Annotated in this window: 10 protein-coding genes and 2 pseudogenes; 2 read left to right on the forward strand and 10 right to left on the reverse strand. The window is 64.1% G+C overall.

The features are described from left to right. Window positions 1-48: 48 nt before the first annotated feature. A pseudogene (locus tag CRO48_RS20775) lies at window positions 49-159 on the forward strand (DDE-type integrase/transposase/recombinase); the annotation flags it as partial. Window positions 160-504: 345 nt separating this feature from the next. Here CRO48_RS20775 and CRO48_RS20780 read toward each other — a convergent pair. From CRO48_RS20780 to CRO48_RS20790, 3 genes are read right to left on the reverse strand one after another with little or no spacing between them, the layout of a single operon-like run. Continuing rightward, window positions 505-2,214: an acetyl/propionyl/methylcrotonyl-CoA carboxylase subunit alpha gene (locus CRO48_RS20780; RefSeq protein ID WP_097141779.1), complete on the reverse strand. Its 1,710-nt coding sequence runs from the start codon at window positions 2,212-2,214 to the stop codon at window positions 505-507. A 4-nt stretch (window positions 2,215-2,218) separates the two neighbouring features. Next, a complete protein-coding gene (locus tag CRO48_RS20785; RefSeq protein ID WP_097141780.1) occupies window positions 2,219-3,850 on the reverse strand; it encodes a 5-oxoprolinase subunit B/C family protein in 1,632 nt (543 codons plus the stop codon). Next, the gene (locus CRO48_RS20790) at window positions 3,843-4,616 is read right to left on the reverse strand and encodes a LamB/YcsF family protein (protein WP_097141882.1); all 774 of its coding nucleotides are present in this window, start codon (window positions 4,614-4,616) and stop codon (window positions 3,843-3,845) included. Before CRO48_RS20790 ends, CRO48_RS20785 begins: the two co-directional genes overlap by 8 nt. Window positions 4,617-4,754: 138 nt before the next feature. On the opposite strand from CRO48_RS20790, the gene CRO48_RS20795 reads away from it, so the two are divergent. Continuing rightward, window positions 4,755-5,441 (forward strand): GntR family transcriptional regulator, encoded by a 687-nt coding sequence (locus CRO48_RS20795; protein WP_097141781.1) that lies wholly within the window; start codon window positions 4,755-4,757, stop codon window positions 5,439-5,441. 161 nt (window positions 5,442-5,602) lie between these two features. On the opposite strand, the pseudogene CRO48_RS33510 reads toward CRO48_RS20795, so the two are convergent. The 7 genes and pseudogenes from CRO48_RS33510 to CRO48_RS20830 all read right to left on the reverse strand — a co-directional run. Then, window positions 5,603-5,773: pseudogene (locus CRO48_RS33510) on the reverse strand (hypothetical protein); the annotation flags it as partial. A gap of 446 nt (window positions 5,774-6,219) precedes the next feature. Then, on the reverse strand, window positions 6,220-7,575 hold the full coding sequence (locus tag CRO48_RS20805) for an amidase (RefSeq protein ID WP_097141782.1): 1,356 nt from the start codon (window positions 7,573-7,575) through the stop codon (window positions 6,220-6,222). Between the two features lie 10 nt (window positions 7,576-7,585). After that, a complete protein-coding gene (locus CRO48_RS20810) occupies window positions 7,586-8,806 on the reverse strand; it encodes an ABC transporter substrate-binding protein (RefSeq protein ID WP_097141783.1) in 1,221 nt (406 codons plus the stop codon). Next, a complete protein-coding gene (locus CRO48_RS20815) occupies window positions 8,803-9,879 on the reverse strand; it encodes a CobW family GTP-binding protein (protein ID WP_097141784.1) in 1,077 nt (358 codons plus the stop codon). Before CRO48_RS20815 ends, CRO48_RS20810 begins: the two co-directional genes overlap by 4 nt. Next, on the reverse strand, window positions 9,872-10,204 hold the full coding sequence (locus CRO48_RS20820; RefSeq protein ID WP_097141785.1) for a hypothetical protein: 333 nt from the start codon (window positions 10,202-10,204) through the stop codon (window positions 9,872-9,874). The genes CRO48_RS20815 and CRO48_RS20820 overlap by 8 nt, the downstream gene beginning before the upstream one ends. A gap of 67 nt (window positions 10,205-10,271) precedes the next feature. Beyond that, a complete protein-coding gene (locus CRO48_RS20825; RefSeq protein ID WP_097141786.1) occupies window positions 10,272-11,153 on the reverse strand; it encodes a polysaccharide deacetylase family protein in 882 nt (293 codons plus the stop codon). Between the two features lie 40 nt (window positions 11,154-11,193). Continuing rightward, complete coding sequence (locus CRO48_RS20830; protein ID WP_097141787.1) at window positions 11,194-12,303, reverse strand: ABC transporter ATP-binding protein; 1,110 nt, start codon at window positions 12,301-12,303, stop codon at window positions 11,194-11,196. Window positions 12,304-12,383 lie beyond the last annotated feature (80 nt).

A 12,383-nucleotide genomic window follows, 5' to 3' on the forward strand; every position in this document is an offset into this window, starting at 1 on the left:
TGGAACGCACCGGTGTTGTCACATAAACCCGCTGTCAGTAAGTGGGGCGTAGAAATAGCGGGCCGCAAACACTGGCTTTGGCGTGCCGTTGACCAAGACGGTTATGTTCTCGACGAGATCGTTCAAAGACGGCGCGATACGATAGCCGCGAGGCTGCTCGCGTGAGTCCCTCGGGTCGACACACTTGCACTTAATTTGAGATTCTCGGCCGACATGATCTCAAAATAGGTGCAAAATGGGAAAACAACGGCCGCAATCTCACGGTTAACCGCCAAACGACAAGGGCCAGCGGCTATTTGTGCGACGCGAACAGGTCGGAGACATGACTGCACCCGACCCGCAAGCTCAACCATCAGCCAAAATCACATTGCCAGACCGGCACCATCCAGACATGACATCAACCTCATGCCGCGCCGTTCAGAAGCCGCGACGGGGCCGGCATGTTGAGTTTCGCCTGGGCGACGAACGCCTCTATCAGCCTGGAGCGCGGCCCCCTTGCCGCTTTCAGGCTATCGTCGCCAGTTCGGTGCCAATACCGACCGTTGCGCCGATCTCCGCAACAAGGCTGATCTGGCCGGCTTTCGGTGCTGAGATGCGCGTCTCCATCTTCATCGCCTCCATCACCGCCACGACCTCGCCCTCTGCGACCTGGGCGCCGTCTTCGACAAGCCACTGCCGCAACGTGCCGGGAATGGGTGCGGTGACGGCGCCCGCGCCGGCCTTCGGCGTGGTTGCCGTTGCAGGCTGCGCAGTGCCGAGCCCGGAGAACAATGCGGCGGGTAGTCCGAGCTCGTGGCGCTTGCCGTCGATCTCGATGAAGCTGCGCAGCAGGCCGCCCTCGGCCGGATCGACGCGCGGCGCGGGCTCGATGCCGCGAAACGCCGTCTCGATCCAGTTGGTGTAGACCTTGAAGCCTTCCTCGCCCGTGAAGTCGCGCTCCTGAAGCACGGCCCGGTGAAAGGGGAGGACCGAGGCGACACCCTCGATGCGGAACTCCGCAAGCGCCCGGCGCGCGCGGATCAGGGCCTCCTCGCGCGTGGCACCGGTGACGACCAGCTTCGCCATCATGGAATCGTAGAGGCCAGGGATCTCCGAACCCGTCTCGACCCCCGTATCGAGGCGTACACCTGGCCCTCCCGGGGCGCGGAACTGCGTGATCAGGCCAGGCGTGGGCAGGAAGCCGCGGCCCGGATCCTCGGCATTGATGCGAAACTCGAATGCGTGGCCGAGCGCTTCCGGAGTCTCGGTAACGGAAAGGGGAAGGCCGTCGGCGACGCGCAGCTGCTCGATGACGATGTCAATCCCGGTCGTTTCCTCCGTGACAGGATGCTCGACCTGCAGGCGGGTATTGACCTCCAGAAAGGAGATCACGCCGTTCTGCGACAGCAGGAACTCGACCGTTCCGGCGCCGGTATAGCCGGCCTCGGCGCAGATCGCGCGGGCCGCTTCGTGGATGCGGTTGCGCTGGTCCTGCGTGATGAAAGGCGCCGGCGCCTCCTCGACGAGCTTCTGGTTGCGCCGCTGCAGCGAGCAGTCGCGCGTGCCGAGGACCACGGTGTTGCCATGGCTGTCCGCGATCACCTGGGCCTCGATGTGGCGCGGCTTGTCGAGGAACTGCTCGGCATAGCATTCGCCGCGTCCGAAGGCCTCGGTCGCCTCGCGTACGGCGGAATCGAACAGCTCTCCGACCTCTTCCAGATGGTGTGCCACCTTCATGCCGCGGCCACCGCCGCCGAAGGCAGCCTTGATGGCAAGCGGCAGACCCGCCTCGCGCGCGAATGCGACGGCCTCGGCGGCCGACGCCAGCGGGCCGTCGGAGCCCTTGACCAGCGGAGCACCAACCTTTTCGGCGATGCGCCGCGCCTCCACCTTGTCTCCAAGTGCGGTGATGACCTGCGGCGCCGGCCCGACCCAGATCAGGCCGGCGTCGATGACGGCCTTGGCAAATTCCGCGCGCTCCGACAGAAACCCATAGCCCGGATGCACGGCATCCGCGCCGGCTCGCCGGGCGATCTCCAGGATCTTTTCAATGCTCAGATAGGTCTCCGCCGGGCGGCCGGGACCGAGGCCATAGGCCTCGTCGGCGAGTTCGGCATGCAACGAGCGTGCATCGGCATCCGAATAGATCGCGACCGAGGCAACGCCATAGTCGCGTGCGGCGCGGATGATGCGGACGGCGATCTCGCCACGATTGGCGATGAGCAGCTTCTTCATCGGTTCAGTCTTTCTGTTGGGCGATGGGTGCCGCGATGTCCGTGCCGGAGGCACTCTCCTGCGGATCGAAGGCCTCGATCGGGTTGAAGCGGATGCGCGCACCGATCGGGATCTGTCCGGCCAGATCGAGGTGATGCCGTGCCACCACCCCGATGACGGGGTAGCCGCCGGTCAGCGGATGGTCGGCCAGGAAAAGGACGGGTTGACCTGTGTGCGGCACCTGGATTGCGCCGAGTGCGGTTCCCTCGGATGGCAGTTCGGCTTGGTCGCGGCGCTCGATCGCGATGGCACCCGACAACCGCATGCCAATGCGACTCGATTCCGGGGTCACCTCCCAATCCTGCGTGCGCAGCGTCTCGATGCCACCCTGCGCAAACCAATCGGTCCTGGGACCGAGAACGACGTCCAGCGTTACCACCTCGCCGGCTCGCGGCAGGCGGGCCGGAGCCGGCGGGGCCGGATCCACAGCGCCCGCTGCACGCTCGGCCGGCACGAGGACGCTTCCGGCCTGAATGGCCTCCGGACCGATCTTTGCCAGCGTATCCGACGCGGCTGAACCCAACACGGGCTCGACCAGGAATCCGCCGCGAAGCGCCACATAGCTCCGCAGGCCCTCCGCCGGGGTCCCAAGCACCAGTTCGTCTCCGGCATCGAGCGCAAAGGGGCGCGAGAACGGTGCGGCAACTTCCCGCCCCGCAGCCGTCCGGATGGTGAGGGGGCAAGGCGCGCCCGTCACTGCCATGGTGACGGGGCGATCGACGTTAACGGCAAACCCGCCGAAGGTGATCTCCACCGCAGCCGCATCGCGGGGATTGCCGAGGCATAGGTTTGCCGCCTGCAGCGCACCTCGGTCGAGGGCGCCGGACTGGGCGACGCCCTGGCTGGCGCGACCCGGGCGCCCGAGATCCTGATAGAGTGCCGGCCGGTCTGCACGGGTGACGAGAAGGCCTTTTGCCTGCGCAGCACTCTCGCGCTTTGGCGTCGGTGGCGCGGCCACAGGTACGCTCGCTCCCTTAGCAATGTTGCGGAAGCGCACGCGGTCACCGGGCGAGAGCAACGCCGCGCGCGCGCGCGTCGTGTCCCACATCTTCAGCGGCGTCGACCCCAGCAACTGCCAGCCGCCGGGAGTGTCAGAGGGATAGATGCCGCCGAATTTTCCTGCGATGGCGACCGAGCCTGCAGGAATGCGCACGCGCGGGCTCTTGCGTCGCGGCACGTCGAAACCCGGATCGTCGCAGGTCATATAGGCAAAGCCCGGCGCAAAGCCGGTGAAGGCGACGGTATAGGTCGCTTCCGTGTGGCGGCGTATGACCTCATCGACCGTCCAGCCGAGGATATCGGCCACGTCGCCCAGGTCCTCGCCATCATAGGTCACCGGGATCTCGAACAGTTCTCCCTGGCGCGAACTGCGTTTCGTTAGGTCTAGCCGGGAGATGAGCGCCGTCAACCGCCCGCGGTCCGTGACCAGCGGGTCGAACCGGACCATGATGGTCCTTGCAGCCGGGATTGCCTCGATCACACCCTCGGGCATGTCGGCGAGGAGCGCGTCGAGCAGGGTCAGTGTCGCCTCGAGGTCGGCGAGCTCGACGAGGAAGCAGTCGCTGCCCGCCTGCAGGAAGCGCAGGCGCTCAGACATGGGCCGCGTCTGCGAAGGATTTCAGCTCGACGCCATGCGCCTCGAGCGTTTCGCGCAGGGTACGGGCGATGGCAACGGCTGCCGGCGTGTCGCCATGAATGCAGATCGACTGCGCCTCCAGCGCAATGTCGGTACCGTCGATGGCCGTCACGCGGCCTTCCGTGACCATGCGCAGCATCCGTTCGGCCACCACGGCCGGATCATGGATCACCGATCCCGGCAGGCGGCGGCTGACCAGGCTCCCGTCCGCATTGTAGGCGCGGTCCGCAAAGGCCTCGCAGACCACGGCAAGCCCGGCCTGCCGCGCCTGCGCGACGATCGGGGCCCCGGCCAGCGCCATCAGCACGAGAGAGGGGTCGATCGCCTTGATTCCGGCAATCACGTCGGCAGCCTGCCGCGCGTCGTCGGCGATGGTATTGTACAGCGCGCCGTGCGGCTTGACGTATCGTACGGACGTGCCCGCTGCGCGCGCGAGCCCCTGCAGGGCGCCGATCTGGTAGATCGTGTCGCCGACGAGCTCGGCGCTGGACGGATCCATGTTGCGGCGGCCGAAGCCGACGAGGTCGCGATAGCCGACATGCGCACCGACCGTCACACCGCGTTTTGCTGCCTCGCGAAGAACCGTCAGAATGCCGGCCGGATCCCCAGCGTGGAAACCGCAGGCGATGTTGGCGCTGGTGACGATCTGGAGCATCGCTTTATCGTCGCCCATCGGCCACGGGCCGAAGCTCTCGCCGAGATCGCTGTTGAGATCGATGATTGCCATGTCGCACCCCATTGAACGCACGCCCTATGTCGATTATTGTTCAATAACCTATTATGGATTGTTCAACAATATAAAATCCGCTGAAGGCACGAAAATTGGCCTGAGGCAGCGGCGAAGTACAGTTCGCAAGGATATTTCATGCCCGTCACGTCCGCACTGCCAGCAGAGGACCAATCGCTCGCCATCCAGGTCGCGGACCGGATCAGGGACATGCTGATCGACGGAGGCTTCTCGCCGCGAGAGAAGCTGTCGGAGCAGCAGATCTCTTCACAGTTCGGGGTTTCGCGTAACACCCTGCGGGAGGCCTTCCGCTTGCTGAGCAGCCAGGGGCTGGTCGAGCACATCCCCAATCGCGGTGCCTTCGTCGCCGCTCCGGGCGAAGCGGCGGTCCTGGACATCTACCGGGTGCGGCAGGTGATCCAGCGGGGTGCCGTCATCGCGGCCGGCCCCGGCCACCCGGCACTGAAGCGGATGCGGGAACTCGTTGCGCAGGCGGAGACGGCGCTCGACCTGGGCGACTGGCAAAAGGTGGGCACGCTCAACATGGAGTTCCACCGCGCAATGGTTGAGCTTTGTGACAGCCCGCGATTGAGCGCCTGGTTCGATCTCGTGCTGGCCGAACTGCGGCTCGTCTTCGGCCAGCTGGACGACACCGCCCACCTGCACGAGCCCTATGTGGCGCTGAACAAATCACTGGTGATCGCCCTCGAAGCGGGGCGGATTGCGGATGCCGTAACACAGCTTGAGGTATATCTGCTGAAATCGGAACGCGCGGTGCTGGCAGCGCTGCAACGGCAAAAGGGACAGGCCCGAAAGCTGGCTTAGGACCGCGGGCCGGTCGAGCATCACGCCGGGGGAAGCCGCTAGATCGTCAGGCCGGTATTGGCGACGGCTGCCGAGAAAAGCCGGGTGCCGTTCCCCGCGGAAAAAGCTTCCCGTCCGATACTGGCCTTCAGGCGATCGAGGAAATCGTAGCCGTCCGTCCAGCGACCGAAGCCGCTTGCGATGTTGATGTGGCCGGCATTGCCAATGTCCAGAAGGTGGCGCTGGTCCAGGTCGAATACGCTGAATTTCACGGCAAAAAACCGCAGTTGCCCCTCGTCCGGGATCGCTATGCCCACAGGTACCCCTGCATGCTCGATGACTTGCTTGCTCATGGTCGTTGACCGCCGATGTCTGATCAGTTTCATATCCAGCCGTGTTCACGGCCGCGGATGGCCTAACTAGAGCGGCGACAATGCCTTGCGATCGGGGCATCGTTCATGACGGTCGAAATGGTCAAATCACCGCTTTTCGCCATGCCGTATCCCCTTCCCAGAAGCAATTAATCTATAAAATAACTATACTATTATTCTCGCCACGGCTCAACGCGCTCCGGAGAAAATTGGTACAAAAATTCCTGTGTAATGAGAATGGTGATCTGGAGGAGGATATTTTTCCAGAATCTGGAAGGTGCATCGGTGATTGGTCGCGCATGTCGGCAGGCCCCGCCACGGCAGCCATTTCAGGTCCGTCGGCGCGAGCCCGCCTGCGGGCTCACCGCCCGATGATCCAGCCCGACGCGCATGTTTGACGCGAAGGGGGCAGATCGCACGTTTGCAGTCTAGCCGCGGACGATTTCCTCGGCCGCCAGCGCATGGCCGAGCAGCAACTCGTCCGCATTCGCCGGCCCTGACAGCAGGAAACCGACGGGCATGCCATGCGCACCGTGGCCGCACGGCAGCGATACTCCGCACCAGTCGAGGAAATTGCCGATCAGGGTATTGCGCAAGGTCTTGCCGTTCATCGCGAAGAAGGCATCGTCGTCTGCAATGAGCGGCGCCACTTTCGGTGCGACGTGCGGCAGCGTCGGCGAAGCGATCAGTTCGCCGGGCCGAAGGATATCGGCCATCCGGGCAATCAGGCGCTCGCGGGCGTCAAGCGTGGCGATATAGTCCGGCATCGAGATATTGGCGCCCAGCCGCGCGCGCGCCACGACGCGCGGATCCATTCCGTCCGCTTCCGCGCCTGCGAGACGGGTCTGATGCAGCGCATAGGCTTCCGCGGTCACCAAAGCTCCGTGCCTTGCCATGAGTTCGAAGATCTCGCCGAACACCGGCACAGGCGAGCGTCGGATCTTTGCGCCGGCCGCCTGAAGGCGCTCCAACGCGGCTTCGAAACCGGCGACCACTTCAGGCTCGGCGCCGTCGAACATGACGGTTTCCGGGATCAGCAGGGCGAGATCCCGGACGCTGCGCGCCGCAAGCGTCGGCGTCGTCGCACCGCGCATGGCGGCATCGATCAGGACAGCATCCTTGACCGTGCGGCAGAGTGGACCAAGCGAATCGAGGCTTTTCGACAGCGGGTACACGCCTTGCATCGAATAGCGGCCGCGCGTCGCCTTGTAGCCGACGATGCCGTTGAAGGCGGCCGGAATGCGAACGGAGCCGCCGGTGTCGGTCCCGATCGAGACCGGCACCAGCCCTGCAGCCACTGCGACGCCTGAACCCGACGAAGAGCCGCCGGGCAGCCGATGGCCGTCGGTGGATATGGGATTGGCCGGCGTGCCGTAGTGCGGATTGATGCCGAGGCCGGAAAAGGCGAACTCGCTCATGTTGACGCGGCCGACGCTGACCATGCCCGCTGCCTTGAGCAAGGCGACCACGGCCGCGTCTGCAGCGGCGGGCGGGTCGTTCGCCAGCACCTTTGATCCCGCCGTCGTCGGCAGGCCTTCCATCGCAAACAGGTCCTTCCAGGCGATCGGAATGCCGTCGAGCGCGCCAAGCGAGCGACCGTTGCGGATGCGTGCGGATGCCGCGCGGGCCTCGGCCAGTGCGCGGTCCCTGGTCAGCGTTGTGAAAACGGCCTTGTCGGAATAGGCCTCGATGCCGGCAATGGTCTCCTCGGCAAGCGCGAGGGGGTCCAACTGACCGGACTGGATGAGGCTTGAAAGCTGGGCGATCGATTTCATCTTGTGCATTCCTCGGCAATCAGTTTCGTCCGACGAGCTGCATCCACCGGCGGACCAGATAGTTGTGCTCGTCCATCGTCGTATTCCAAAGCGCGATCGAGTTGGCGCGCTGCCAGTAGGAGCCGCCGCTGCGCACGGAACCGGCCTTGATGCGCATGGAGCCGTCCGGCCCCGGCAGGTCTTCCGCAGCCGCAAGCCCGCGATACCAGTAGTCCCACTCGGCCTCGGTCATGTGCCGGCGCGTGTGGTGGGGGGTGGAGATGTAGTAACCCTGCCGGGCGACGACTGCGCCCGGCCAGCCGGAAATCCACCAGTTCAGATACTCGTAGGCCACGTCCAGCATTCGCCCTTCCAGCCCGCGCGAGAGGCACAGTCCGCCGTGCCAGGCGCGGTAACCTTCCGCCGGAACGCTTTGCTCGACGGGAAGGCCGGCACTGTTGAGGATGCCTATGCCGGTCGACCACATGCTCTGGATGTCGGTCTGCTCCTTGACCATGAGCTCGGCAGCTTCCTCTGCGGTGCGCCAGAAACCGCGGAAGAAACCGGCCTTCTTCCTTGTTTCGAGCAGATCGAAGAGACTGTCGATTTCAGCGATCGTCATGTTGCCGATGTTGCCGAAGCTCAGCAGGCCCGCCGATTGGGCTGCGAGCGCCGCATCGAAAATGCCGATCGCCGGCTCGTCGACCAGCGCGCAGCGCCCATTCCAGCGGTCGTCGAACAGGGCCGCCCAGCTATTGACTTCCGCCGCGCTGGCCACGTCGGTCCGATAGGCGAAGCTGTCGAAATTGTGCGTGGTCGGAAGCATGGAGATCAAGCTGCTGGGCTTTTCCCCAAGGGCGAGATTGGACTGCACGAACAGCTTCTTCACCGGCGCATCGCCCTGCCCCAGCCGAGCCGTCGGCGCGATCTGCCCGGTCTTCGTCAGGTCGGTGATTTCGTCCCACAGTTCAATGCGGCCGATATCGATCGGCTGGATGGCGCGCCAGTACCAGACGATATCGAGGTTGTGGAAACACTGATCGTAGATGTCGTAGCTCTCCGGCTCCTGCGCGGCCTTGGTCTGGGCCGTCAGGAAGTCGTTGTTGTCGAAGACGATCTCGATATCCAGGTCCCGTTCCGCCTGGACCCGCAATTCCTCCAGCAGGGAAATGGCAGTGCCGAGCACGCGCAGCCGCGGCTTGCCGCCCAGGTGAAGCGCCGGTGCGTCGGACACGTCCGGCGCTGGTTGATGCTTGTTCATCCGCCGATCCCGACCATCATGGGCTCCTCGTCTCGTGCTTCACGCCGAGGCCCGCCGTCCGCTGCACGCTTGACCAATGTGAAGGCTTCAAATGAGCGTTTGATCAAGCCCGGGTCGAGTCCGTCAACAATAAAAACGACATGCGAGCGCCGGTCCTCGCTCGGCCATGCTTCCATGTGGACCGGCGGGTGGACGAGATGCTGCACGCCGTGAATGGCGACGGGGCGTTCCTCGCCGGCGATATTGAGAATGCCCTTCACGCGGAGCACCTGTTCGCCGTGGCGGTTGATCAGCATCGTCAGCCAGATGCCGAATGCCGTCCAGTCGACGGGACGATCGACGGAAATCGAGAACGACCGGAAGCGGGCGCTGTGTGGATTTCCCTCGGCATCCGTCACGTCGAGGCTTTCCTCGCAGTAGAAGCCGGAGGCGGACTGCGACTGGTTGCCCCTGGAGCAGCCGTCGTCAGCCAGAAGCGCATCGACCGACAGAGCGGGATCGCGGACGTCGATGATCGCGCAATCGGGATTGATGCGTCGTAGCCGCTCGATGAGCCGTTCCGTATCCGGCACAAGGTCAGTCTTCGTCACGACGATGCGGTCGGCGACTGCCGCCTGCCGATTGGATTCCAGATAGGTATCCAGCGACCTCATACCGTTCACCGCGTCCACGGTGGTGATCACGCTGCCCGCCTTGAAATGGTGACGCAGGACCGGATCGGCCTTGAGGGTGGAAAGCACCGGGAACGGATCGGCAAGGCCGGTGCTCTCGATGACGAGGCGCCGGAAAGGCGGCACGATGCCACGATCACGCTTGGACAAAAGATCGCGGATGGCGTCCGCGAGCTCCCCGCGCACCGTGCAGCACACACAGCCCGATTGCAGCAGCACCATGTTCTCATCGATGCGTTCGACGAGGTGATGATCGAGCCCGGTCTCTCCGAACTCGTTGATCAGAACGGCAGCATCGGCAAGCGATGGATCGGCCAGCAGGCGTTTGAGCAGTGTGGTCTTGCCGGAACCGAGAAAGCCGGTCAGCAGGTTGACGCTCGTGAAAGGCGGAAGGTCAGTCATCGCACATCGCTTCCATGCGGGCGATCAGGGCAAGATCGAGCGGGTCGAGGGGCCGGCCCGTCATCTTCTCGGCGGCCGGCCACAGATGGCCCAGATCCTCGATCATCTCGCTCTTGCCGGTGCGGTTCGCAATCACATAGGACGAGCCCTGCCAGTCGGAAAGGCTGAGCGCGAAACAGGACAACACCCTGTTGGCGGCGTTGACGCGGTTTACACGCTCGCGCCTTCGGTCCAGGCGCTCGGTGTTGCGGGTATAGATCCCCGGCCGGGCCACCGCGTCCGCCCAGTGCTCGTTGCCTCCGAGAATGCCGCAAAGCGAACACATGTGCTGCCTCTGTCTCAATTGAAGGACCGGCGGGCGGCTTCTGACCGCCCGCCGGCATTCTGCATCCTTACTTCTTGCGCGGGAAGCGCTTGGCGAAGTCGTCTGCGATCTCGTTCATCGTCACGAACTTCACGCCCGGATGCTTGATCATGTACGCGTAGAGGCGTTCCAGCATCATCAGCACCTGCGGACGGCCGGCGACGTCGGGATGGATCGTGATCGGGAAGACGGCATAGTCCATCTCGCGGTAGACCCAGTCGAACTGGTCGCGCCACATCTGTTCGATATCGTGCGGGTTGACGAAGCCATGGCTGTTCGGCGACTTCTTGATGAACATCATCGGCGGCAGGTCGTCGAGGTACCATGATGCCGGAATTTCGATGAGATCAGTTTCCTGACCGCGCTTCAGCGGGACCATCCAGTCCGACGGCTTCTTGGAGTAGTCGATCTTGGTCCAGCTGTCGCCGACACGCACATAGTAGGGCGTGAAGTCGTTGTGCATCAACGAGTGATCGTACTTGATGCCGCGCTCCAGCAGGAGTTCGTTGGTGACGTTGGAGAATTCCCACCACGGCGCCACGTAGCCGGTCGGGCGCTTGCCAGACAGCTTGGTTACGAGCTCGATGCACTTGTCGAGCACTTCTGTTTCCTGCTCGCGCGTCATCGCGATCGGATTTTCGTGGGTGTAGCCGTGAATACCGATCTCGTGGCCGGCTTCGGCCACCGCCTGCATCTGCTCGGGGAAGGTTTCGATCGAGTGGCCGGGGATGAACCAGGTCGTCTTGATGCCAAAACGTTCGAAGAGTTTCAGCAGCCGAGGGCTTCCGACCTCGCCGGCGAAGAGGCCGCGCGAAATGTCGTCGGGCGAGTCCTCGCCGCCATAGGAACCAAGCCAGCCCGCGACGGCATCGACGTCGATGCCGAAGCTGCAGAAAATTTCCTTCGCCATGGGTAAGTCTCCTTCTGTGGTGCTTTTCTGTTTGAGATGTTCAGTGGGCCGGGATGACAGTTGCCTCGGAGGGTTTCCAGGCGAGCAGGACGTCGGATCCCGTCGCAAAGGCGCCAGGACGATACTTGTCGATATGCGCCTCGAGCGAAATGGCCCGTCCGTCCGGCAGTGCCGCCGTGAGTTGCGCCAGATGGCCGACGACGTCGGAGCGGGTGATCTTCGCGTCGATGACGTTGCCGCCGAACTCGGCGCTGGCGCGACCACGATCGGTCTCCGACGTGCCATGGATTTCGATCGCTTCGGCCGGCACGACGAGGTTCACCTTCGCCTTGCTGGCGACGGCGCCGTTGATCCGGCCCGAGAGCACGCCTGCCGGCGTGTTCACGACGGCGTTATCTCCGTCGGCCTTCTGCACCTCGCCCGAAAAGATGGTGTTGCGCCCGATGAACTGGGCGACGAAGGGGGTGTTCGGCCGGGTGTAGAGCTGGTGCGGCGGACTGATCTGTTCGACGCGGCCCTGGTTCATCACCACGATGCGATCGGATAGCGCCAGTGCTTCGGACTGGGCATGCGTGACGAAGATGAACGTCACGCCGAGCGTCTTCTGCAGGAGCTTCAACTCGTTCTGGATCGCCTTGCGCAGATTGGCGTCGAGCGCGCCCAGCGGCTCGTCCAGCAGCAGGATGTCGGGCTCGACGACGAGGCCGCGGGCAAGCGCGATGCGCTGGCGCTGGCCGCCCGACAGCTTGTCGGTCTTGCGCTCGGCAATATCTTCCAGCCCGAGCGTGGAAAGAATGCGATCGACCTTGGCGTCGCGCTCTGCCTTCGGCAGGCCCTTGACCTCGAGGCCGTAGCCGACGTTGCGGCGCACGGTCATGTGCGGGAACAGCGCATAGCTCTGGAAGATCATCGAGGTGGGGCGACGCTCGGGCGGCACGTCGTTCATCCGGACGCCCTTGATCATCATGTCGCCGGACGAGATGCTCTCGAAGCCCGCGATCATGCGCAGCGTCGTCGTCTTGCCGCAGCCGGACGGGCCGAGGAAGGCGATGAACTCGCCCTTGCTGACCGACAGGTCGAATTCGCTGACAGCGGTGGTGCCATTGTCGTAGACCTTGCCCACCTTCATCAGTTCGAGGTCGAAAATCATCCTAGCTCTCCGGATTGGCGCATGCTGATCGGCTTGGATCAGGCCGCGAAGTCGTCTGGACGCCCCTCCCCCGGCAAGCC

The organism is Rhizobium subbaraonis, assembly GCF_900220975.1.
Taxonomy (GTDB): Bacteria; Pseudomonadota; Alphaproteobacteria; order Rhizobiales; family Rhizobiaceae; genus Mycoplana; species Mycoplana subbaraonis.

Bases quoted from the DNA above. Each gene is read 5' to 3' on its own strand.
- CRO48_RS20780 (WP_097141779.1), bottom strand. From the start codon at position 2,214: ATGAAGAAGCTGCTCATCGCCAATCGTGGCGAGATCGCCGTCCGCATC.
- CRO48_RS20785 (WP_097141780.1), bottom strand. From the start codon at position 3,850: ATGTCTGAGCGCCTGCGCTTCCTGCAGGCGGGCAGCGACTGCTTCCTC.
- CRO48_RS20790 (WP_097141882.1), bottom strand. From the start codon at position 4,616: ATGGCAATCATCGATCTCAACAGCGATCTCGGCGAGAGCTTCGGCCCG.
- CRO48_RS20795 (WP_097141781.1), top strand. From the start codon at position 4,755: ATGCCCGTCACGTCCGCACTGCCAGCAGAGGACCAATCGCTCGCCATC.
- CRO48_RS20805 (WP_097141782.1), bottom strand. From the start codon at position 7,575: ATGCACAAGATGAAATCGATCGCCCAGCTTTCAAGCCTCATCCAGTCC.
- CRO48_RS20810 (WP_097141783.1), bottom strand. From the start codon at position 8,806: ATGAACAAGCATCAACCAGCGCCGGACGTGTCCGACGCACCGGCGCTT.
- CRO48_RS20815 (WP_097141784.1), bottom strand. From the start codon at position 9,879: ATGACTGACCTTCCGCCTTTCACGAGCGTCAACCTGCTGACCGGCTTT.
- CRO48_RS20820 (WP_097141785.1), bottom strand. From the start codon at position 10,204: ATGTGTTCGCTTTGCGGCATTCTCGGAGGCAACGAGCACTGGGCGGAC.
- CRO48_RS20825 (WP_097141786.1), bottom strand. From the start codon at position 11,153: ATGGCGAAGGAAATTTTCTGCAGCTTCGGCATCGACGTCGATGCCGTC.
- CRO48_RS20830 (WP_097141787.1), bottom strand. From the start codon at position 12,303: ATGATTTTCGACCTCGAACTGATGAAGGTGGGCAAGGTCTACGACAAT.